The sequence below is a fragment of the Aliiglaciecola sp. 3_MG-2023 genome, assembly GCF_030548205.1.
GTDB lineage: Bacteria > Pseudomonadota > Gammaproteobacteria > Enterobacterales > Alteromonadaceae > Aliiglaciecola.
The window spans coordinates 60,352-81,691 of sequence record NZ_JAUORV010000016.1 but is presented as its reverse complement, the minus strand read 5'-3'; the positions used below and the strand labels follow the sequence as shown (position 1 = coordinate 81,691).

Annotated in this window: 21 protein-coding genes and 1 other RNA gene; 10 read left to right on the top strand and 12 right to left on the bottom strand. The window is 41.9% G+C overall.

Going from position 1 to position 21,340, the window contains the following annotated elements; all coding sequences use genetic code 11:
- The first annotated feature begins 82 nt into the window (after window positions 1-82).
- The 3 genes from lpdA to Q4574_RS17035 all read left to right on the top strand — a co-directional run bounded on the left by lpdA (window position 83) and on the right by Q4574_RS17035 (window position 2,438).
- Entirely contained in the window at window positions 83-1,504 is a 1,422-nt protein-coding gene (gene lpdA / locus Q4574_RS17045; RefSeq protein WP_303475705.1) for a dihydrolipoyl dehydrogenase, read from the top strand.
- 166 nt (window positions 1,505-1,670) lie between these two features.
- Complete coding sequence (locus Q4574_RS17040) at window positions 1,671-2,081, top strand: GFA family protein (protein WP_303475704.1); 411 nt, start codon at window positions 1,671-1,673, stop codon at window positions 2,079-2,081.
- A gap of 114 nt (window positions 2,082-2,195) precedes the next feature.
- Entirely contained in the window at window positions 2,196-2,438 is a 243-nt protein-coding gene (locus Q4574_RS17035; protein WP_303475702.1) for a DUF1289 domain-containing protein, read from the top strand.
- A gap of 33 nt (window positions 2,439-2,471) precedes the next feature.
- Here the strand turns inward: Q4574_RS17035 and Q4574_RS17030 are convergent, their stop codons facing one another.
- The 3 genes from Q4574_RS17030 to Q4574_RS17020 are packed head-to-tail and all read right to left on the bottom strand — an operon-like array spanning window position 2,472 to window position 5,662.
- Window positions 2,472-3,371, bottom strand: a complete 900-nt coding sequence (locus Q4574_RS17030; protein WP_303475700.1) for an alpha/beta fold hydrolase — start codon at window positions 3,369-3,371, stop codon at window positions 2,472-2,474.
- A gap of 2 nt (window positions 3,372-3,373) precedes the next feature.
- Complete coding sequence (locus Q4574_RS17025) at window positions 3,374-4,177, bottom strand: hypothetical protein (protein ID WP_303475698.1); 804 nt, start codon at window positions 4,175-4,177, stop codon at window positions 3,374-3,376.
- 36 nt (window positions 4,178-4,213) lie between these two features.
- The gene (locus Q4574_RS17020) at window positions 4,214-5,662 is read right to left on the bottom strand and encodes a wax ester/triacylglycerol synthase family O-acyltransferase (protein WP_303475695.1); all 1,449 of its coding nucleotides are present in this window, start codon (window positions 5,660-5,662) and stop codon (window positions 4,214-4,216) included.
- A gap of 208 nt (window positions 5,663-5,870) precedes the next feature.
- Between Q4574_RS17020 and Q4574_RS17015 the strand changes: the two genes are divergently transcribed.
- The 3 genes from Q4574_RS17015 to Q4574_RS17005 all read left to right on the top strand — a co-directional run bounded on the left by Q4574_RS17015 (window position 5,871) and on the right by Q4574_RS17005 (window position 8,591).
- Window positions 5,871-6,701 carry an HDOD domain-containing protein gene (locus Q4574_RS17015; protein WP_303475692.1) on the top strand — a complete coding sequence of 277 codons (831 nt, stop codon included), beginning with the start codon at window positions 5,871-5,873 and terminating at the stop codon, window positions 6,699-6,701.
- 172 nt (window positions 6,702-6,873) lie between these two features.
- The gene (locus Q4574_RS17010) at window positions 6,874-7,677 is read left to right on the top strand and encodes a YdiY family protein (RefSeq protein ID WP_303475690.1); all 804 of its coding nucleotides are present in this window, start codon (window positions 6,874-6,876) and stop codon (window positions 7,675-7,677) included.
- A gap of 146 nt (window positions 7,678-7,823) precedes the next feature.
- Window positions 7,824-8,591: a YdiY family protein gene (locus Q4574_RS17005; RefSeq protein WP_303475688.1), complete on the top strand. Its 768-nt coding sequence runs from the start codon at window positions 7,824-7,826 to the stop codon at window positions 8,589-8,591.
- A gap of 63 nt (window positions 8,592-8,654) precedes the next feature.
- On the opposite strand, the gene Q4574_RS17000 is transcribed toward Q4574_RS17005, so the two are convergent.
- From Q4574_RS17000 to ssrS, 9 genes are all read right to left on the bottom strand, one after another.
- Window positions 8,655-9,902, bottom strand: a complete 1,248-nt coding sequence (locus Q4574_RS17000) for a hypothetical protein (protein ID WP_368411650.1) — start codon at window positions 9,900-9,902, stop codon at window positions 8,655-8,657.
- Between the two features lie 27 nt (window positions 9,903-9,929).
- The gene (locus Q4574_RS16995; protein WP_303475686.1) at window positions 9,930-10,580 is read right to left on the bottom strand and encodes a methylamine utilization protein; all 651 of its coding nucleotides are present in this window, start codon (window positions 10,578-10,580) and stop codon (window positions 9,930-9,932) included.
- Between the two features lie 300 nt (window positions 10,581-10,880).
- On the bottom strand, window positions 10,881-12,110 hold the full coding sequence (gene serA, locus Q4574_RS16990; RefSeq protein WP_303475683.1) for a phosphoglycerate dehydrogenase: 1,230 nt from the start codon (window positions 12,108-12,110) through the stop codon (window positions 10,881-10,883).
- 122 nt (window positions 12,111-12,232) lie between these two features.
- Window positions 12,233-12,889: a ribose-5-phosphate isomerase RpiA gene (gene rpiA, locus Q4574_RS16985; protein ID WP_303475680.1), complete on the bottom strand. Its 657-nt coding sequence runs from the start codon at window positions 12,887-12,889 to the stop codon at window positions 12,233-12,235.
- A gap of 120 nt (window positions 12,890-13,009) precedes the next feature.
- On the bottom strand, window positions 13,010-13,618 hold the full coding sequence (locus Q4574_RS16980; RefSeq protein ID WP_303475678.1) for a 5-formyltetrahydrofolate cyclo-ligase: 609 nt from the start codon (window positions 13,616-13,618) through the stop codon (window positions 13,010-13,012).
- Between the two features lie 121 nt (window positions 13,619-13,739).
- Window positions 13,740-14,681 (bottom strand): nucleoside hydrolase, encoded by a 942-nt coding sequence (locus Q4574_RS16975; protein WP_303475675.1) that lies wholly within the window; start codon window positions 14,679-14,681, stop codon window positions 13,740-13,742.
- Between the two features lie 30 nt (window positions 14,682-14,711).
- Window positions 14,712-15,608, bottom strand: coding sequence for a ribokinase (locus Q4574_RS16970; protein WP_303475673.1), 897 nt, complete (start codon window positions 15,606-15,608; stop codon window positions 14,712-14,714).
- Window positions 15,609-15,778: 170 nt separating this feature from the next.
- Window positions 15,779-16,204 (bottom strand): hypothetical protein, encoded by a 426-nt coding sequence (locus tag Q4574_RS16965; protein ID WP_303475671.1) that lies wholly within the window; start codon window positions 16,202-16,204, stop codon window positions 15,779-15,781.
- A 328-nt stretch (window positions 16,205-16,532) separates the two neighbouring features.
- A non-coding RNA gene (ssrS, locus tag Q4574_RS16960) (6S RNA) lies at window positions 16,533-16,714 on the bottom strand.
- A 218-nt stretch (window positions 16,715-16,932) separates the two neighbouring features.
- Between ssrS and Q4574_RS16955 the strand changes: the two genes are divergently transcribed.
- The 4 genes from Q4574_RS16955 to Q4574_RS16940 are packed head-to-tail and all read left to right on the top strand — an operon-like array spanning window position 16,933 to window position 21,329.
- Window positions 16,933-17,523 (top strand): UPF0149 family protein, encoded by a 591-nt coding sequence (locus Q4574_RS16955; protein WP_303475669.1) that lies wholly within the window; start codon window positions 16,933-16,935, stop codon window positions 17,521-17,523.
- The gene (gene pepP, locus Q4574_RS16950) at window positions 17,523-18,842 is read left to right on the top strand and encodes a Xaa-Pro aminopeptidase (RefSeq protein WP_303475667.1); all 1,320 of its coding nucleotides are present in this window, start codon (window positions 17,523-17,525) and stop codon (window positions 18,840-18,842) included. Before Q4574_RS16955 ends, pepP begins: the two co-directional genes overlap by 1 nt.
- A 5-nt stretch (window positions 18,843-18,847) precedes the next feature.
- Complete coding sequence (gene ubiH, locus Q4574_RS16945; RefSeq protein WP_303475665.1) at window positions 18,848-20,110, top strand: 2-octaprenyl-6-methoxyphenyl hydroxylase; 1,263 nt, start codon at window positions 18,848-18,850, stop codon at window positions 20,108-20,110.
- Complete coding sequence (locus Q4574_RS16940) at window positions 20,097-21,329, top strand: FAD-dependent monooxygenase (protein WP_303475663.1); 1,233 nt, start codon at window positions 20,097-20,099, stop codon at window positions 21,327-21,329. Before ubiH ends, Q4574_RS16940 begins: the two co-directional genes overlap by 14 nt.
- Window positions 21,330-21,340 lie beyond the last annotated feature (11 nt).

Genomic DNA, 21,340 nt, shown 5'->3' with positions numbered 1-21,340 from the left:
CGTGCTTTCCTTTGCTAACATACTGTTGCGAAGGTAGTATTTTACAGGTCTGTCAGAATAGAATTCGAAATTTGAGGTCATAATGAGCGAAATTAAAACTCAACTGGTTGTGCTAGGTGCAGGACCTGGTGGTTATTCCGCAGCTTTTAGAGCTGCCGATTTAGGTATTGAAACAGTCATCATTGACTCCCGTGAAACCTTAGGCGGAGTATGTCTTAATGTAGGCTGTATCCCTTCTAAAGCGTTACTTCACGTTGCCAAAGTTATTGATGATGCAAAAGAAATGGCATCCCATGGTGTAGTCTTTGGTGAGCCGAAAATTGATTTAGATAAAGTACGCAGCTGGAAAGACAGTGTAGTAGGGCAACTTACTAAAGGTTTATCAGGTATGTCGAAAATGCGCAAAGTTAAATTTGTGCAAGGTTACGGTAAGTTCACCGGTTCTAATACCCTTGAAGTAGAAGGCAAAGACGGTAAAACCACCATTACTTTCGATAATGCAATTATTGCGGCGGGTTCTGAGCCAGTTTCTCTTCCTTTCATTCCAAATGATGATGATCGTGTAATCGACTCTACCGGTGCATTGGAAATGAAAGACATTCCAGAAAAAATGCTTGTTTTAGGTGGTGGTATTATTGGTTTGGAAATGGGGACCGTTTATCGTTCTCTAGGTTCGCAAATTGATGTGGTTGAATTTTTAGACCAGTTGATCCCAGCTGCGGATAAAGACGTTATCAAAATCTATCAAAAATACGTTAAAAATAAATTTAACGTGATGTTAGAAACCAAAGTGACTGCAGTTGAAGCTAAAAAAGACGGCTTGTATGTTACCTTTGAAGGTAAACAAGCACCTGCTGAACCAGTCAAATACGATAAAGTTCTTGTTGCCGTTGGACGTCGTCCAAACGGTAGTTTAGTTGCTGCCGATAAAGCGGGTGTGAAAGTAGATGAACGCGGTTTCATTAACGTTGATAAGCAAATGCGCACTAACGTTAGCCACATCTATGCAATTGGCGACCTTGTTGGTCAACCTATGCTTGCTCACAAAGCGGTACATGAAGGCCATGTTGCTGCAGAAGTGATTGCTGGTAAGAAGCATTACTTTGACCCTAAATGTATTCCTTCGGTTGCTTACACTGACCCAGAAGTCGCTTGGGTAGGATTAACTGAAAAAGAAGCGAAAGAGCAAGGCGTAAGTTACGAAACTGCTACTTTCCCTTGGGCTGCTTCTGGTAGAGCTATCGCTTCAGGTCGTACTGAAGGTATGACTAAGATGATATTCGAAAAAGATTCTAATCGTGTTATCGGTGGTGCAATTATCGGTATCAACGCAGGTGAAATGTTAGGTGAGATTGGTCTAGCCATTGAAATGGGCGCTGATGCTGAAGATGTTGCTTTGACAATTCATGCTCACCCAACGTTGAATGAGTCAATCGGTTTAGCCTCTGAAATCTTCGAAGGAAGTATTACTGACTTGCCGAATCCTAAAGCAAAGAAAAAGTAATGCTTTAACGGATATTAAGAATGCCAGTCTGTGTTAAGCATACTGGCATTTTTTTATGTCTAATGTATTTTAGAAGGAGCGGTTTATCTTAGGAATAGGTCTGTAAATTAGACCCTCAATAAGCTAGATTCATTTTTAAAATCAAACCTATTTAAAAGGAAATACGATGTCTCAGGAAATCAAAGGTAGCTGTCTATGTGGAACAGTAACCTGTGAGGTTCACGGCCCATTTAAACGCTTTTATCAGTGTCACTGTGATCGCTGTCAAAAGAAAACAGGCTCAGCTTTCGCCTCACTCATTTTTACCGATCCTGATAATGTTCAATGGCACAGCGGTAAAGACAACATAAAACGTTTTGATTTGCCAAATGCAGTGCGCTTTAGCAATGTGTTTTGTACCGAATGTGGGTCTCAGGTGCCTTATTTAACCCGTGATGGCAGTCTGTTGTGCATACCCGCAGGATTTTTAGATGGGGTTCCTGATATCACTCCCCAAGCCAATATATTTTGGGAAGAGAAATTTGCTTGGTACGACGAAGGACAAGCAGCACCTAAATTCGCACAATATCCAGAGTAGCCATAGGCTCATTTAATCTCAGATTATTTCGATTCTAATCGGTATTTCACCTGCTACTGCATAAAGGTGTAAACTATAGGAAATGATCTGAATTTATCTAAATAAGCCAATATTGTGGATCAACTCGAGTTTTTTGACATTCCTAGCCCCTGTATTGGTGTTTGCCAATCGGGAAAAAGTGGCTATTGTTCAGGATGTTTCCGAAGTAGAGACGAAAGGCTTTATTGGAATCAAGCTACTCCTTACGCAAAACGCGTCATTGTCAAAGCTTGCCAAAGGCGTAAAGCCATCGCGAAACGTAAAAAACAAGCCAATCTTAACACCACAACACCGCAACAAGGGGATCTTTTTGATTAACCATCCTTGGGGGTCGACTCAGGCTGCATTTGACTAATCCGCTAACTTCACAATACTGTCAATAATTTGCTCCCACGCTTCCTCTGGCAGGGTGTGTCCCATTCCTTTGATAATCAACAGTTCGCAGTTATTTATCGCTGCAGCGGTTGCGATTCCACACTCTACAGGGACTAACGGATCATTATCACCATGAATGACAAGGCTAGGTAATCTAATTTTGTGCAAAGCTTGTGTGCGATCGGGTGAGGCTAGTATTGCGCAGGTTTGTCGCCATACTCCGTCAGGATTGAAAGAGCGCTCTCTGGCGTGTTGTAATAGTGCTGCAATTTTAGCTTGGTCAAACTGGTAATGTTTACCGTGGAGCATTTTCCACAGTCTTACTGAATACCTCAGATAGGCTTTGGGCTCTTTAGGAGGTGGTTGCAGAATGCTGAACATGACCGACTTTTTAGGTTTTGGCAGCCTGCGGTTGCCCGTAGTCGACATAATCGAGGTAAGACTGGCAACTCGATTTGGATAGTCAATTGCAATACATTGGGCAATCATCCCGCCCATTGATACCCCAACTAAATGGCAACGGTCAACCTTTAGATGATCTAATAATGCTACCGCGTCGCCAGCCATAGTATGCAAATTATAAGGGACGTGAAGTTTCTTACCGAACAACTGATTCGCCGCCACTGAAAAAAGAGTCGGCTTTTTTTGATTTTGCAAAATGGTACTTCTACCAATATCGCGATTGTCGAAGCGAATTACCCAATACCCTTGGTCCACTAGTTTTTGACAAAAACGCGGATCCCAATGGATCATTTGAGTGGCTAGCCCCATAATCAACAACAAGGGTCTATCGTTAGGGTTGCCAAAGGTTTGGTAACACAAGGTAATTCCATTTACGTCTGCGAATCGTTCTTCGCTGCTAATTACTTCCCTCAAATTTATGCCCTATCAGGATTTGGAAACAGTACTTTATGAAAAACGTTTTGCCTAAAAGGCTGCCAGTGCCCTTCTTTTTGCGCTAAGCGGTTTGCGACTATCCATAGCACACGGGAATTATGACCTAACCCCATGTGGCTACCTTTGACTTCAATATTTTCTGAAAGCGCGTGCAGATGTTCATTGGCGTTCATACAAGATTGCCAATGAGCCACTCCATCACTGCGGGAGAAAATAGCAGTACTGGGAACCTCCGGTGGAGGAATAATTCGTTTAGCTGCATCAGGTTCTCGCTGGCTTAGATCACCATTAATTAATTCAAACATTTTAGCTGCAACCGGCGCAGAGCCTTGGGGACCATTAAATGGACTACCCAGTGAAATCACTTGGCGTACACAGTCGGGTATCGCTCGCGCAATTTCCCTCGCGAGAATGCCGCCTAAACTCCAGCCTACAAGGCTAACTTTTGCATCATATTTGACATGTAATTCTATGACTTTATTCAACAATTGGTCACTGACGATATGTCGTCCACCAACAATATGGGTCCCCAGGTTTCTGCCTAACCCCCAACCATGGGGTTTATAACCTTTCATTTTAAGGAAAGTGCGTAAAGGTTTGGTGGAAATATCTGAGGCTAAAAAACCGGGTAATACCATCACTGGATGTTTATCACCGCGGGGGGCCTGTAACAACAGTGGCATCATCAAACTGGTTGTTCCGAATTCGAATAGCGCACGTCCTTCGGTGAGCATATGTCGTTTTTTAGGACGGTTGTTAGCTATTGTGGCTAATTCGTTGTTCATATAAATTCCCTACTTCTTTGGTATTTAGCGCGCCCATTACTTTTCATTTAATAAAGCGTTAAACGCAGCCATTTTCGCTTGCTTTTTATGCACGGCAGCTTCCAATTCATTTGCGGAATCTAATATGCATTTGGTTAAAACATCGATGTCAGGCATCAAGTTCGCGGAACTAGTTGGACTGATAGTAATAGTTCCATCGTAACTTAACACCGGCATAATTAACCCCATACCATCAAATATAGGGGCTGTGCCCATATTGGTAATGAGTTTATGTCCACCCAAATAAAGTGGAACATTTGGCCCAGGAACATTTGTAATGACCAAATTAAAAAACGGTTTGTGCCATTTAGCTAAAGCTGCTCGAGTATAAAACCGCGACGCCACGCCCGCTAAACCAAAAGGAATTAAGTCGGCGTAACCCATTAAACTTTTTGCGTCTATGGCATCTTGGTACAACTTGCCAACCAAGGTGTTTATATGGATTTTTTCCAATCGTTTAATTGGGTCTTCTAGGTTAGTTGCCAATTGTATATACATGGCAGAGACCTGGTTTCCCATGGCGTTCTTTTCTTGTTTCGAGCGTGTTGAAACCGGTACCATGGCTACCAATGGTTGTTCAGGTAACGCATCTTTGGCCAACAAATATTTTCGTAAAGCCCCTCCACAAATAGTCAAAATGACATCATTTAGGGTCGCCCCATCGACTGCTTTCCGTATGGCTTTTACCCGGTCAATTTCAAGTAAAGCTGAATTCCATTTTCGCTCTTGCTCAACAATGCCATTAAAAGGCGTTTTGGGCGCTCGAAAGGGAAGGGTTGGCGCTTCTATACCGTGCACACGGGACAGATAGCTGGCCTTCAGTGTTGCTTTCCCCGTATTCCACAACAAACCTGGTAACTTTCCAGGAATACTGACTAAATTATACGCACTGCGGGCAACAAGGTTCATTGGACCGGGAATTTTTTCTTGCGGTTTTGGCTTTTTCGCGGGAATCGGCCTTGGTTTGGGGGTGATATCCCACATCATAGCCATAAGGTCAGCGCCGGATTTACCGTCAAACCCACAATGATGCACTTTAGTAATCAGGGCAACCGACCCTTTTGGTACTTGAGAAACCTTGTCTAAACCTTCAACAAAAACGAACTCCCACAGTGGCCTGCTTCTATCCAGACAGGTTGAAAAATGTTGGGAGGCCGCATATCGAAGTTCTTTCCATGAGCCTGGCGCAGGCAGTTTTGTGCGCTTTATGTGTAAACTCAAATCAAACTCAGGGTCTTCCACCCAGTATGGTCTATTGAGGCTTAAGGGAACGGTGACTAATTTCTCGGTGAGCTTAGATACAAGGTGAACGCGCTTTTCAATAAACTCGTAAAACTCTTCGAATTTCATCGAGCCTTCTATTATGCAAACCCCACCTATATGCATAGGCACTTTTTCAGTTTCTAAAAATAAAAAAGCAGCATCTAACCCTGAGAGTTCTTCCATTCTGAGTCCCGCGTTAACAAAATGTTATGAAATATACCGTACGCCTTACAGCATAAATATCAACCTTTTTGTCAATTCAGATGCGGAGGCTGGCAGTTTTGCTAAATTAACTATACCTTTGATTATGGAGAATAAAAAAAAACAAAATTTCAACTCACAGTGGCTATAATGGTGTCTATCAGCAATCACAGATCACTCAGAAGTATTTATGCAAGCAATTGACTACGCCAAAAATGCAAGCGCTTCATTCGCGTTGCCGGAGATATGCCTTCGTATTCGTGAAATGTTAGACGATCATCAATCCGACGTTGACGATATTGGTAACCTTATTAGTTTAGACCCTTCACTTGCATCCAAGCTTCTCAAATTGGCCAATAGTCCCCTGTTTCGATTTCGATCACAGGTCGATAATATTGGTAAAGCGGTAAGTATTTTAGGGGGGGAAGCACTGTATAATTTAGTGATGGCTGAAACAGCAAAAGACGCCTTCGATTCACTAAGCAGTGAAAATATGGATCTTAAGCGTTTCTGGAGACAGAGTTTATACACCGGATTGCTGGCAAAGCATATGGCGAAATTAGCTAGAATTAGGGGCTCTGAACGTTTCTTTTTATTAGGTTTATTACATAATTTAGCGGAATTGGTTGTGACAAAACAAAGCCCTGAGTTGGCTGCTAAATGTATTCCAACAGACCATCAAATTCTGCCATTTGAATTGCAAAAAGATATTCTTGGTTTTACTTATCCCCAATGCAGCTCAACGATTTTACAACTCTGGCAATTGCCTACCCAAATATCAATGACCATTATGCATATTGCCGATCAAGATTATGCCATGGGAAACAAAGAAGTGGCGATTATGCATGTGGCCTCAATCGTCGGCTATTTGCTGGCAACCCAGTTTCCTGGTAAACCTGAGGAGGTTGTGAATTCAGCTATTTTTGCAAGTGTTGATTTAGACGTTGAGATTCTTGTAGACGCGATTACCTTTAGCAATCAAGAAATAAATCAGATGATGTCTATCTTCAGTCCAAATTGAATTGGACTCTTCAATTAGTGTCTTTAAATGCAGACACGCAAACTTTTCCAATAAATTAGTGGTATCGAGGAACTATTTGATTGATTTTTAGTCTATTTTGGTGCTGCATATTGTTACATTATTATATACAATGTCGCAAAAATAGAACTAAATTTAATTTACGCTGGTTTATATGAAGCTAATTTGCGCCACTTTATTCCTTTTCATAAGCTTTTCTAGCAGTGCACGTACAGATGTAATACGGGCGCTTTTCCTTGCTGATGCCCCATTTCACGGTGATGCAACTGCTGAGCATCAAGATTCTTTTGAAATGAATGGTGAGCTTGGGATTATTTATGCCAGTGGGAATACGACGGGTACAACTGTTACCGGTAAGTTAAATGCTAAACAGGATCTGCTGAAGTGGCATCATAGGTATGTAGCCAAAGTGCTGTACAAACAAAATGAACAAGTCATTGATTCCAATAGTCAACTGGTGACTAGTGCACAAAATGTGTTTGTTTCAATGCAATCCGATTATAAACTCAGAAACCCCAGTAACCGTCTTTTTATCTATGGTGAATATGAAGACGATCGTTTTAATTCCTATCAATACCAAGCTGCCTTGGCTGTAGGCTACACCGAACAGTTATGGTCAGATGAAGAGAGTGAATTTACCTACAGTGTCGGCCCCGGTTATGCAAAATCCATTGCCAAAGAAAATACTGATGTGTTGGATCAAACTGGTGTTATAATCCGCGCGGCAATGGAGTACGAGAAAAAATTTAATGATAAGGCTACGTTTAGGCAATATTTGAGCACTGAAACCGACGAAGAGTTTTCTCGGTCTTTTTCAGAAACGTCTTTAGCGGCAAAGATAAACGGATCTTTGGCCATGAAGTTGTCGTTTAATATGACCCATAACCGTTCACCTCAAGAGTTGGATGAGCCATTAGATACTCAAACTTCAGTCACATTGGTATATCAGTTTTTTTAAATTGATTGACTAAAAAATAATCATAAATCAGCAACTTGGTACACTTTGTGTTTACCACATTGGTGGTTTGAAATGTTTCAAACAATATTCAGTAAAACAATAATAATATCAGCTGTTTTAATTCTAATTAAAATCAGGAAAGTCGAATGAAAAAATCAGTTTTATGTTCAGTTATATTTTGCGCAATGTCAGCAAATGTTAGCGCAGAAGAAACTAAACCTTTTACCATGGATGGCGAGTTTGGCTTAATCGTCACCTCTGGTAATACTGAAACTACTTCTGTTAAAGGTAAATTATCTGCTCACCAAGAGTTGGAAAAGTGGAGCAACGACTTCATTATTGAAGGGTTATACAAAAAAGACCAAGTAACCGTTGATGACGAAACTGTTGAGCAAACTACCGCTCAAAGTTGGTTCGCATCTGGTCAGGCTAACTATAAACTAGAAAACCCAGATCATCGCTTATTTGGATTCGCTTCATACGAAGATAACCGTTTTAGTAGTTATGATTATCAATCTACAATCGCAGCGGGTTGGAACCAAAAGTTGTGGGCGGATGAAACTTCGTCATTTGAATACAGTATCGGTCCTGGTTATTCATATAATAAAACTGCAGACACTTATGATGACGCTGGAATTCTTGTGCCAGGTGAAACGGAGAAAGGGCTAATTGTCCGTGGTGCGTTAGATTACCAATGGAAAATCTCTGATACAGCAACCTTTAAACAATTGCTATCAACAGAAATCGGTGAAGACAACACAAAATCTAAATCTGTGACTTCATTGTCGGCTGCGATCAATGGTTCTCTATCTATGAAATTTAGTGTGACCTTGGATCATAACTCTGGTGCAGCAGATGACACTGATAAACTGGATACGCAAACTGCGGTTACTCTGGTTTATACATTCTTCTAAACCATACTTAGTTGTCCAAAGCCGGCTCATTACGCCGGCTTTTTCATGTTTAACTAAAACTTGCTACCAACGAAACTGCGCGACCAATAATGTCTGTTGTTGGTTGGCATCTACCGGCAGATCTAACTGTGCTCTATTTTGTGCTGAGTTTTTATTGAAGTGTTGTTCTAAGCCCAATTGCCAGTTGTCATTTAGGTCATAACGCCAGGCCAACGTGAGTCCATAGCCATCACTATTATTCATGTCTGTGGGAAAAATATCATCTTCGGATACGATAAATCGGTCGTAACGCACGCTTATCCGGTGTTGCGATACCTGATGGCTGAGCATCAGATACCAGGCATCAAAATCCACATAAACATATTTTAACCCCATCACCGTGCTGCCACTCATCAATTGGCTTATTAAACGCGTATTGTTATCTAATTTGTGCTGAAAAGATAAAGAATGGAATTTAGTGCGCCAACCATAAAGTCGTTGGCTATTTACCGCTAATGGATCTGCCTGATTGTCATAGTAATAATAACGAAGGCTTGTTTGATTGAAATAACGGAAGTGTAAGCCGGTATAAAACCCCCAACGTTGATCAAGTTCATGAAAAGGTTCTACGTAGTCAGGATGCCATATAAAGTCTGTATCAATCACAGTGGGGTAGGCGGCAAAATTCACTCTGTCGTTGTTGAGAGACTGTCGGTCATGCATAGCAAACCCACGCCAACTTATAATGGTACCTAGGGGATCATTGCCCTTAAAGGTTGCTGCAACCACTTCCCATGACCAAGGACTTCTTCTGGCTCTGCCCGGGCTATAAATTGAAAACTCCAAGCCAAGTGTGCGCATTTCTTCCCCCACCCAACTATTAATCGCTGATTGGGTGTAGGTGTAGGGTGATAGCCAACCATCATCGACATTTTCCAGGGAAAGTCGTGGATAAAAGAATCCCGCTCTGGCTTTGAATTTGATCTTATTTGGACTTAACGGTTTGTATTGCATAGACAACTGCGAAAATCCCAGTTGCTGCTCGCCGTCGGGATAATAATGCGCCACTGCGTTTAAGCTCACACTTGATGTTACGTCGATGTTTGTATGCAGCAGAGCTTGCTGTATTCCTGCTACATTATCATCTTGACGAAGGATCCCTGTTCCGTGATTCTGATAAGATTGCCAATCGTCGGTATTAGCTATGTACACTTGCACAATGCCGCCAACCTGATTTGCTGCGGCAGGGGGCATGACGTTCACAGCCAACAGCAAAGCAAGTACAAATGAGATAATAACGATTCTATTTTTAAAACTATGGTTAGCTATCAAGAGTAAAGTTCCAAGTTGCTAGAAGCACTAATAATCGGTTAATTTATCTGCTGCTTGCTCATAAAAGCTGAGATCTTGTAGAAGCTTTTGTTTTAACCTAAAACTCACATTGGTTGGCGCGTTAATGCTTACTTCTTGGGTCAAGCCTTCTAAGTCGTCTTGAATTCTCGGATGCCAAACTTTAACCCGGTAATTGCCTGACGGAACGTCAATGGTCACTTTGCCATTTTGGTCTGTTTTAGCAAAATAAGGCGTGTCTACTACCCAAATATAAGCAAGCATCCAGTCATGTACATTACAGCCTAGTTCTACTTCCCCTTGATTTTCAAATAATAACGGCTCAGCGTCTGAACCTTTATACAGCTTCAACTCAAACTGTTTAGCAGGAGAAAAGGAATAGACATGATGTTTGATGGAGTCAGAGTTTGGAAATACGACCTTATTACCCTTTTGCACCGCTAAGATATGTGGCATAAATTGGCGATCAACTTGATCCATAACAGCCACTTGCTTTTTACTTTCAGCAATTTCAACCTCACCATCGGGTTCTAAGTAAACCACCGTTTGAAAAACAGGTGAATCCTGATTGCTGATAACATCAAAGGTAACCGGAATTGCTTGGGCGTTGATACAAACAAATGCTGAACCTAACCAAAATATCTTTTTAATAAACTTCATTCTCAATTTCCAAAAGCACTAAAAGCATATGCAGTAGAACGACTTTTTAACGAATTAATTTCCTAATAATATACCCTTAAATGACGCTAGTTACATTTTAATTAACAGCTGGATCTCTCAATAGAGGTATAACACCGCGAATTACATTTCGCGCTAGTTTATTAGTAAATTTAATGAAATATGGATCAATGGGGAATGAGTTTCGTAAGAGGGGGGTGTAAAGTTGCGTTCGGGCCAAGAGACTGCAATTACTCTTGACCCAAACTCGCCCTCATAGTGGTATGAGGCAGCGTTATTTCCTTAGTGTAAAATACGGGTTTTAATGGTGCCGTCAATTTGTGTCAGTTGTTCGAATGCTTCTTTTGCATCATCCGTTTCAACATCAATCACCACATAACCAATATTTTCGTTAGTTTGCAGATATTGTGCAGCAATATTGATGTTATGAGCTGCAAACGCTTGGTTAATTTGTGTTAACACCCCAGGCGCATTAACGTGAATATGCAACAAACGAGAGCGATCTATATGCTCTGGTAAGGATACCTCAGGGAAGTTAACCGCTGAAAGTGTCGAGCCATTATCACTGTATTTAACCAACTTGCCCGCAACCTCAAAGCCAATATTTTGTTGTGCTTCTTGGGTGCTTCCGCCAACATGAGGAGTGAGAATTACATTGTCAAACTGTCTTAACGGCGAAATAAATTCTTCGTCATTTGATTTAGGTTCGACCGGGAATACGTCAATCGCAGCCCCATTTAGCTTGCCAGATTCCATAGCTTGAGTAAGTGCATCAATGTCAATTACGGTTCCTCTGGCGGCATTCATTAGAATAGCGCCATCTTTCATCATCGCTAACTCTTTTTTACCTATCATATTCTGAGTTTGCGCTGTTTCTGGTACATGCAAGGAAACCACATCTGATGTACTGAGTAGCTCTTCAAGGGTTTTAACTTGAGTTGAATTACCTAACACTAGTTTATCTTCAATATCAAAGAATTGGACGCGCATACCTAAATGCTCAGCCAAGATACTGAGTTGTGTACCAATGTGACCGTAACCAATAATCCCTAACGTTTTTCCGCGCGCTTCGTAGGAGCCTACGGCACTTTTCTCCCATACACCACGGTGGGCTTTAGCATTCTTACTTGGAACACCACGAAGTAATAAAATTATCTGACCAAGAGCCAATTCTGCAACCGAACGTGTATTGGAGAAGGGGGCATTGAATACCGGTATTCCACGTTTTTGCGTCGCTTTAAGGTCTACTTGGTTAGTACCAATACAAAAACAGCCAACTGCGACCAGTTTTTTCGCTGCATCTATGACATTAGCGGTTAATTGTGTACGCGAACGAATACCAATAAAGTGAACATCAGCGATCTTTTCAATCAACTTTTCTTCCGATAAAGACGTCTTGATATATTCAATATTGGTATAGCCATTGGCTTCAAGGGTTTCCACTGAACTTTGGTGTAAACCCTCTAGCAACAATATCTTAATTTTTTCTTTGGGCAGTGATACTTTGCTCATTAATGTTCCCGTACATAATTAGTGAAAGACATCAGATTTGAGAGACATCTGGACGTCTATTTGAAAGTGGAAAAATACCAGAACTTTTTCAAATAAGAAAGAGCCTGTTATATTAATTTCATCTAATCAATCTCAATTACCTCGCTGTCTGTGGCAACTAAAACTGTATCTGCTGCGCGCATGGCAAACAGACCATTGGTGACCACACCAGCAATTTGATTAATTTGTTTTTCCAATTCTACTGGGTTAAGAATTTTGAGGTTGTGTACATCGAGAATGACATTACCGTTATCGGTAATTACACCTTGACGGTATTCCGGATCGCCACCTAGTTTGACTAATTCTCGAGCTACATAGGAACGCGCCATGGGAATGACTTCAACGGGTAGAGGGAAGCCTCCTAAAACCGGTACTTGTTTACTATCGTCAATAATACAAATGAATTTGTTGGCCACAGCAGCGACAATTTTTTCTCTGGTTAGTGCGGCACCACCACCTTTGATCATATGTTTATGTTTGGTGATTTCATCAGCCCCATCAACGTAAATATCAAATTTATCTACTGAATTAAGGTCGAATACTTCGATGCCCATGGCTTTTAATTTTGCCGTTGAATCATCTGAACTGGACACCGCGCCTTTAATTTTATGCTTCACGCTCTCCAACGCACTGATAAAATAGTGAACAGTTGAACCTGTGCCCACACCAATAATACTGTCGTCAGTTACAAATTTGACCGCAGCTTCGCCGGCGGCTCGTTTTTTTTCATCTTGCGTCATGGGTGATCCTTTCAATGGACAATGTTAAACACATTCTTTAAATTTGCGCAGAGTATAACGCACTTAGTTCCCGCGCGGCTAGCAACACTGTTGCAAAGGAAAGCTTGAGTTAGGTGATAATTAGATGGAAATAACTCGACTGGGGGTGACTATTTTATGCACTGGAATATCCCAACTTTCAGTGGTGAGGTTAGGTGCTTGCTGACAATCGTGAGCGTAACCGTAGAGTTGTGGTTTTAATGGGGAGCAGAGAATCTGCGCCAAGGTTCTATCATAAAATCCGCCACCCATGCCTAATCTATTGCCAGACTCATCAAAAGCGACTAAGGGCAAAAATATGCAATGGAGTTGAGGCAATGCCTCCGCCTTTGACAGTGACAAAACAGGTTCTGGAATGTTAAACCGATTGGTTTGCATTTGGGTATTGGCGTGGTATTCCACAAAAACTAAAAAATTTTCACGCTGAGGATCTAAAACCGGTAAATAGGTTTTTTTGCCCTGCTGCCAGCACCAATCAATGATATCCCAACAAGATAATTCACCGTCTTGACTAAGGTAAAGGGCGATATGCTCGGCGTCTTCTAGTAATTTGTTGTTAAGCACCGTTTGCAAAGCCTGACGACTGGCTTGGGTTTGTTGTTGTGGGGTTAAGTTACGACGCGCTTGTCGATACTTTTTGCGCAACTGAGTTTTACTTTCTAACAATGTGGCAACACCTTTGAGCAACACAGGTTAACCAAGCTCATTCAGCATAAATGTAGCTTTGATTTTAAACATTATCGAAGATGGTAATACTGATCACCATCTTCGACAACTTTATGGTTACACCATTGAGATTAAAACCTACAGATTAGTAGGAGTAAGTGTCAACGTATAGTTTGCGAAGCCGCTCATGGTCAACTTTGGTTGCAGCATCAATTTGCTGTGCTTCCAACCATAGTGGACTTGCCGTACTGCCTTCCGGCGCGACCGTGGTTTGTCCTCGGTTTAATGGATCCGTTGAAACTCTTGCATGGCCACGAGTAAACTCAAACAAACTAGGGTCGACTAGATAAGCAAGGGGCATTGCATCGTGGAAGAAACAAACACGGTCGTCTCTATCTTGGGAGTAAAAATCCACATAAAACTGCGAAGATTTTTTAACAAACCCCCCGAATTTCGGATTTTTTGCTTCAAGTTCATCGAGAAAATCTAAGGTGAAAGGAACGTCATTGGTAACGTCTAAACCGAACATTTTCAGATCCCAGGACGCAGCAAATACAATTTCTGCTGCATGGGCGTCATTCCATATATTCGCTTCAGCTACAGGTGTCACATTCCCTTTCACGAAGGCAGCACCACCCATAATGACCACGCCTTTTACTAAATCAGGTAATTCCGGTTCCAAGCGCAATGCTAAGGCTAGGTTTCCTAAGGGGCCAATGGCAACCAAGGTAATTTCACCAGGGTGTTTGCGGGCCATGTCTACAATGTATTGAGCTGAACTACGCGGGTCGAGTTCGCGTTTTGAAGGCGGGAAATCGATGTTACCAAAACCATCTTCACCATGCACAAAATGCGCGTATCCTGACTCAGGCCCCACCCAAGGCATACCAACGCCTTTAGTGACGGGAATATCTTGACCCGCCAGTTCACACAAGGTGAGGGCGTTTTGAGCAGACATAGTAACAGGAACGTTACCGAAAACCGTGGTCAAACCTAATACTTCGATATCAGGAGATTGGAAGGCAAAAAATATTGCCATTGCGTCATCAATACCTGGATCGGTATCGAGAATTATTTTATGAGCCATATAATCGTTCTCTTTAATGATAAATTGTGGTTAAGCTTGATGTTGACTGAGGAAAAGATCGACCTCTTCAATACTTGGAATAGATTGGGCTGCGCCATTACGAGTAACTGCTATAGCTGACGCAGCACATGCCCGAACTAAAGCTTCTTTGGGCTTGTTACGGCGGCTGTAAGCTGCTAAAAAATAACCAATAAAGGTATCGCCAGCCGCTGTAGTATCGACTGTTTCAACCGAAAATGCCGGAACATCAATGGTTTCTTCAGCTAATACGAAACGTACACCTTGCTTGCCTAAGGTGATTAATACTTCCGCATGAGACCAGTGATTGCGAAAGTACGCTTCTATTTGGTCAATGTCGTTTATGCCTGCTATTTCAGCCGCTTCCACTTCATTAACAATTAACAGATCAATACAATCACTAGGTAATTGTTTTACTGACTCTGTCATTGGCGCTGGGTTAAAAGCAACCTTTAAGCCTAACTTTTTTGCTTCTTGAAATACGACGTCTATAGAACTGGTTTCATTTTGAGTGAGTACCCAAGCTGACTCATCGGCATCATCTAATGCTCTGAGTACGTCTTTATTGTCTATTTCTAAATTTGCGCCGCCAAACAGCACAATGGCGTTTTCACCGGAAGAGGCCACTTGAATGATGGCATGACCTGTAGGGGAGTCTGTACATTGCACATATTTACAATCAACCCCAGCTTTAATCATTGCTTGTTTAAAGTGGGCGTCATGTTCGTTAATTTTACCCACATGTTGAACATCGGAACCCGCTTTAGCTAAAGCGATTGACTGGTTAGCTCCTTTGCCTCCCAATAATTGTTGATAATCTGTGGAGGACAATGTTTCACCGGGTTGAACAAAATGCTCGACCTGATAAACATGATCAATATTGATTGACCCAAAATTAATAACAGCCATATAAATTCCAATTTAACACGAAGAAATAACTAAGAAGTGAGTTTGTACCACAAGTTTGCGCTAAAAAGAACAGTTTAACTTGACCATTTGGTCAACTTTTTCATAGAACATCATGTTTTTTAATCTTTCGCGTAGTTTGATGTCATTTATAACTCAAATCGATTAACGGACTATCGACCAAAAATACCTGCTATTTTATCGAAAAAACCTTGTGGTTTTTCGTAGGGTTGTTGATTCACCTGAAACACGCGAACTGAAACCGTTGCACCATGCCCCCAGGGCCACCAAGATAACATTATCTCTTGTTGACCATTGTCATCTTTACTGAATAGCTCTTGTTTTTTCTCTAGAATACCGAAAAAGCCCGCGCGATGCTTGAGGTATGGGTCTGCTTTTTTTAGTTGTTTTTTGTTCCAAGTGTGGGGGAAGTGTTTTTTCGCAATGGCGTAAACCTGTTGGGCATGATCCACTGAAAACTCAGCCAGAAGACAACCAAAATGGTCATCCCACTTCCATTCAATTTGGGGGGATAAATCATCAAAAAATTCCGGGCAAGCATCATAAATTGCCTGTTGTTCAGTTGAGGGCAGTTTCATTTAATTGATATCTTTTTAAATTGGTGTTCACTATTCAGTGATGATTTACACTGGGATGCCTGCATCACTCAGTGCTGCTAACCCTAATGAACAGGTTAACTCCGTTGTGCTCATATGCCGCATATGTATGTTTGAATAATGCGTAAAGTACACATGCACTTTACGGCTATTTAGTGTGCCTTTTTTCATTCATGCAGCAATAACATATTAACCTGCAATTTATGAACCGAAAAGATTTATTTCCATTATAATCAAATGGTTGGAGATTTACGGAGAGGATTGAAAAGGCGATGTGTCAAATAAGTTGACACATCGCCCTATAAAATTGGATTCTCCCAAAATGCCGCTGTTCGGTGTGGGCCCGTGAACCGAAAGTTCAGGGCGGAAACATCATCACTACCGTAGGCTTCTTGATACTAGCCAAGCTTGCACAATAGTAGTGGAATCAATTTCCAGGTTAATTAGCATCGGCCAGGGACAAAACTGAACTGGCAAACATCCCAGGAGATATCGAATTTTACCATAGCGGCGCGAAAATAAAATCGAAAACTGGTAATTCCTTTCTAGTTGCTTATAAACTGGACTAAATCACGCTATTTTAATATTGCCAGCAGAGCCGAAAAGAACAATGCGTTACTTATGGGGCATCCGCTCTAGGCAGGCTCCTTTGGTAGTGATACGATCTGGAATCCCTATCTTGTACCTCTTGTTTATTGAAATGGGTATGAATGAAAATAAAGGAAACCGAATTGAATCCAACGCATTTAAAATATGAAGAGTTGTCTACCTTATTAGAGCAACACAATATTCTCACTGATGCATCTGAAGTACATGGCATTTTTTGCGGTATGTTGGCCGGCGGTATGGCATTAGAAAGTCAGGACTGGTCAGCTGCACTAAATGATTCAATCAATCAAGGTGACAGTTTACCCAATGAGGTTCAAGTGCAATTAACCGCACTTTATAACGATACCTGTCAACAATTATTGGAAACTGATTTTACCTTAACCTTGTGTATGCCCGATGACTCAGCCCCGATCAACGAAAGAGGCAAAGCGTTAATTAATTGGATTCAAGGTTTTATGTTGGGATTTGGTTTTCATCAGGCTGATTTAACGGCGTGTTCTGCCGATGTAAAAGAAGCGTTGGAAGATTTCTATGAAATTTCTCGTATGGATGAAACTATGCCAGAAGACGAGGAAGCCGAAAAAGCGTTGTTCGAAGTTATTGAGTATGTGCGAGTGTCTTGCATGTTATGTTTCAATGAATTGGGCCACTCGGCCGACCAAGCACAAACTGAACCTAAGACGGTACATTAATGTCATCAGAACTCATCAAAGAATGCACTAAACGTCGACAAATTTTACGTGACAAAATGCGGCCAAACAGTATTGCCGTGATACCTGCCGCTAATTTGCTAACCCGCAGTAATGATACGGAGTTTCCTTTTCGCCAAGATAGCGATTTTCATTATTTATCCGCGTTCCCTGAGCCAGACGGGTATTTAGTCATAAGCAATAGCCCGTTAATGGGGGATGTGTTCAGCGCATTGTTTTGTTTACCTAAAGATGAATTAGCAGAAATTTGGCAGGGCAGGCGGATTGGTGTAGAAGCCGCACCTGAAGATTATGCCGTGGATATTGCCCACCCCATAGATGATATCGATGTGGGATTAGTAAGTTATATCAATGGCCATGAAAATTTGTATTTTGCCCGCGGTCATCATGGTCCTAGCGATGTGTTAATAGATGACGTGCTGAGCAAACTGCGAAATGCGCCCAAACAATCGAAAATTGCACCTAGTTGCGAATTCGATATCCGCACTTTGCTACATGAAATGCGTTTGTTCAAATCTGATTTCGAACTTTCGATTATGGCTCAAGCCGCTAATATTTCTGCTGATGCCCATGTTGCCGCAATGAAATTCAGCGAAGTAGGGAAAAATGAGTTTCACCTAGAAGCGACCATTCATCACCATTTTGCGATGCAAGGAGCGAAATCTCCCGCCTATTCTACCATTGTGGGGAGTGGCGAAAATGCTTGTATACTGCATTACACCGAAAACAATTGTGAACTTCAAGACAATACCTTAGTGCTCATCGACGCTGGTGCTGAACTGCAGGGCTATGCCGCCGATATTACCCGCACATTTCCCGTAAACGGACGTTTTACCGAGCCGCAAAAAGCCTTATATCAACTGGTATTAGATGCGCAATTAGCCTCTTTCGCTTTGTTTAAACCTGGCAGTACTTTTAAGGCCGCTTCTGATAAAGCGATTGAAGTGCTGACGGCCGGATTAATTGAGTTGGGGTTATTGAGTGGTGAACTAGAAGACAATATTGAGCAACAACATTATCGTCAGTTTTTCATGCATGGTCTTGGACACTGGCTAGGGCTAGATGTGCATGACGTGGGCAATTATAAAGTTGCTGGTGCAGATCGGGAGTTTGAACCCGGTATGGTGTTAACTGTTGAGCCTGGTCTGTATGTTTCTGCAACCGCTGAGGTTGATCCTAAATGGAAAGGTATTGGTATTCGTATTGAAGACAATATTGTGATCACTGAAGGTGGCTATAGAGTGTTAACCGACAGAGTACCCAAAACCATTGCAGATATAGAAAGTTTGATGGCGAATTAACAATAATGAACAAAGGTGAAGAATCATTTGATTTGGTGATCGCAGGTGGTGGAGCCGTCGGGCTCACCTTGGCTTTAGGAATTGTGCAACAAAGCCAGCTTAAAGTTGCCGTTATAGAAGCCAATGAAGGTCCTGATGTGGAACAGCAAAGTGATGGTGATTTTTCCTATTTGGATTTACGTAGCGTTGCACTCTCCGCCCAATCTACTCAACTGTTAAGCTCATTGGGTGTAACCGGGTTGTCGGAATTTGGCTGTCCCATTTCCCACATCCATGTGTCAGACAAAGGGCATTTAGGCAGAGCTAGTTTACATGCGCAAGATTACCAGTTGGATGCCTTAGGGCAGGTCATCGAGTTGCCCGTATTAATTGAATTATTACAAAGCGAGATACGTAGACACCCACAACAAGTCACCTTCTTTTATGGCCAATCCATTGAGCACCTGCACAAGTCTGCGGAATATGTGGAAGTCGAGTTAAGTGATAAACAACGATTGAAAGCCGCGTTATTGGCAATTGCGGAAGGTGGAAGCTCCCCAACCCGCGAAAAATCGGGTATTGACGTTCAGCTTAAAGATTATGGACAATCTGCAATAGTGGCCAATGTGGCGCTATATAACGACCATAACAACACCGCTTTCGAGCGTTTCACTGCAGATGGTCCACTGGCGTTATTGCCGTTAAAGCCCCCAATGCAACAGCCTGATTCTTTTCGTAGTTCGTTAGTCTGGACGTTATCTTCAGCGCAATGTGAAGCGATATTGGCGCTAAGTGATGAAGATTTCATTGCCCGCTTGCAGGATGAGTTTGGTTATCGATTAGGCAAATTGAAAGCGGTGGGGAGTCGCAGTGCCTTCCCGCTAGTACAAAGCAAAGCTCAACAACATATTCATCATCGCACGGCATTATTGGGAAACGCTTGCCAAACCTTGCATCCCATTGCAGGCCAGGGGTTAAATTTGGGGCTAAGAGATGTGCATGAACTGATGCAAGTGGTACTGTCTACCTCGTCCTCCGATAAAACCTCGGATATAGGTAGCTATCAAGGGTTACAACGCTATCAACAAAATCGAAAAAATGATCAAAGTCGTTTAATTGGCGCAACAGATTTATTGGTTCATACTTTTTCTAATCTGTATCCACCGCTGGTTTTAGGACGTAATTTGGCCCTTGGTATGATAGACAGTCAGCCAAGGTTAAAACACATTTTAGCTCACCATGCCATGGGCTTTCACGGCATTTCAGGAAAATTCAATGCAAAATTATGATGTGGCTATTGTTGGTGCGGGTATCATAGGTTTAACCGCCGCATTGTCGTTGCAAAACACTGATTTAAATGTAGTAATTATCGATTCTGAGCCAGCAACACAGCCCCTGAGTGATGAGCCGGAATTACGCGTAAGTGCCATTAATCTGGCGAGTCAGAACATCTTTAGCAATTTAGGTGCTTGGGACAATATCCAAAACCAGCGGCTGCAGGCTTATCAGCATATGCATGTTTGGGAGCAAGACAGTTTTGCTAAAATTGACTTCTCGGCATCTGATATTCAGCAAACACGTTTAGGAAGTATTATTGAAAATCAGGCTATTCGTTTAGGTTTGCTGCAACAACTAAAAAACTCACCAAACGTAGACATCGCCGACAATGCCAAAATAGCCAATATCTCCATTGGTCAGTCAGAAAGTTTCATTAGCCTGGAAAATGGTAATCACCTAAGCAGCAAGCTCGTGGTAGGTGCGGATGGCGCAAATTCGTTAGTGCGTAAGGTGGCAAACTTACCCCTAACGTTTTGGGATTATGATCAAATAGCGATAGTCGCCACCATTGAAACTGAACTACCTCACAACAATGTTGCTCGCCAAGTCTTTACCCCAGATGGGCCTCTTGCCTTGTTACCTTTATTTGAGAAAAACCTGTGCTCAATTGTTTGGTCTCAACGGGTAGAAAAGGCAGAGTCTTTGCTAAAAATGGATGATAAATCCTTTAATAGTGCTTTGAGTGCTTGCAGTGACATGCGTTTAGGGCAAGGGAAACTTGTCAGTAAACGAGCCAGTTATCCTCTAAAAATGCGTTATTGTCGGAAATGGGTAAGTGATCGTATGGTGTTAATTGGCGATGCAGCTCATACCATCCACCCACTAGCTGGGCAGGGGGCGAATTTAGGCATTGCCGACGCTGCGGCTTTGGCCGAAGTGATTATTGAATTACATCAACAACACAAAGATATAGGCTTAACTGAAAACTTGCGCGGGTTTGAGCGCTGGCGGAAATCTGAGGCATTACAAATGATAGCCGTAATGGAAAGTTTTAAACGGCTTTTTAATGGCGCTAATCCCTTGAAAAAGTTGATTCGAGATATCGGTTTAACGGCGACAAATAACTTGTCGCCGTTAAAAAATGACTTGATTAAACACGCTGTTGGTATCGACGGAAATTTACCTAAGCTGGCAAAACTTAATGCCAGCTTAAACTCAGATGTTGAGTGATTTCACATTAC

Bases quoted from the DNA above. Each gene is read 5' to 3' on its own strand.
- lpdA (WP_303475705.1), top strand. From the start codon at position 83: ATGAGCGAAATTAAAACTCAACTGGTTGTGCTAGGTGCAGGACCTGGT.
- Q4574_RS17040 (WP_303475704.1), top strand. From the start codon at position 1,671: ATGTCTCAGGAAATCAAAGGTAGCTGTCTATGTGGAACAGTAACCTGT.
- Q4574_RS17025 (WP_303475698.1), bottom strand. From the start codon at position 4,177: ATGAACAACGAATTAGCCACAATAGCTAACAACCGTCCTAAAAAACGA.
- Q4574_RS17020 (WP_303475695.1), bottom strand. From the start codon at position 5,662: ATGGAAGAACTCTCAGGGTTAGATGCTGCTTTTTTATTTTTAGAAACT.
- Q4574_RS17015 (WP_303475692.1), top strand. From the start codon at position 5,871: ATGCAAGCAATTGACTACGCCAAAAATGCAAGCGCTTCATTCGCGTTG.
- Q4574_RS17010 (WP_303475690.1), top strand. From the start codon at position 6,874: ATGAAGCTAATTTGCGCCACTTTATTCCTTTTCATAAGCTTTTCTAGC.
- Q4574_RS17005 (WP_303475688.1), top strand. From the start codon at position 7,824: ATGAAAAAATCAGTTTTATGTTCAGTTATATTTTGCGCAATGTCAGCA.
- Q4574_RS16995 (WP_303475686.1), bottom strand. From the start codon at position 10,580: ATGAAGTTTATTAAAAAGATATTTTGGTTAGGTTCAGCATTTGTTTGT.
- serA (WP_303475683.1), bottom strand. From the start codon at position 12,110: ATGAGCAAAGTATCACTGCCCAAAGAAAAAATTAAGATATTGTTGCTA.
- rpiA (WP_303475680.1), bottom strand. From the start codon at position 12,889: ATGACGCAAGATGAAAAAAAACGAGCCGCCGGCGAAGCTGCGGTCAAA.
- Q4574_RS16975 (WP_303475675.1), bottom strand. From the start codon at position 14,681: ATGGCTCATAAAATAATTCTCGATACCGATCCAGGTATTGATGACGCA.
- Q4574_RS16970 (WP_303475673.1), bottom strand. From the start codon at position 15,608: ATGGCTGTTATTAATTTTGGGTCAATCAATATTGATCATGTTTATCAG.
- Q4574_RS16965 (WP_303475671.1), bottom strand. From the start codon at position 16,204: ATGAAACTGCCCTCAACTGAACAACAGGCAATTTATGATGCTTGCCCG.
- Q4574_RS16955 (WP_303475669.1), top strand. From the start codon at position 16,933: ATGAAAATAAAGGAAACCGAATTGAATCCAACGCATTTAAAATATGAA.
- pepP (WP_303475667.1), top strand. From the start codon at position 17,523: ATGTCATCAGAACTCATCAAAGAATGCACTAAACGTCGACAAATTTTA.
- ubiH (WP_303475665.1), top strand. From the start codon at position 18,848: ATGAACAAAGGTGAAGAATCATTTGATTTGGTGATCGCAGGTGGTGGA.
- Q4574_RS16940 (WP_303475663.1), top strand. From the start codon at position 20,097: ATGCAAAATTATGATGTGGCTATTGTTGGTGCGGGTATCATAGGTTTA.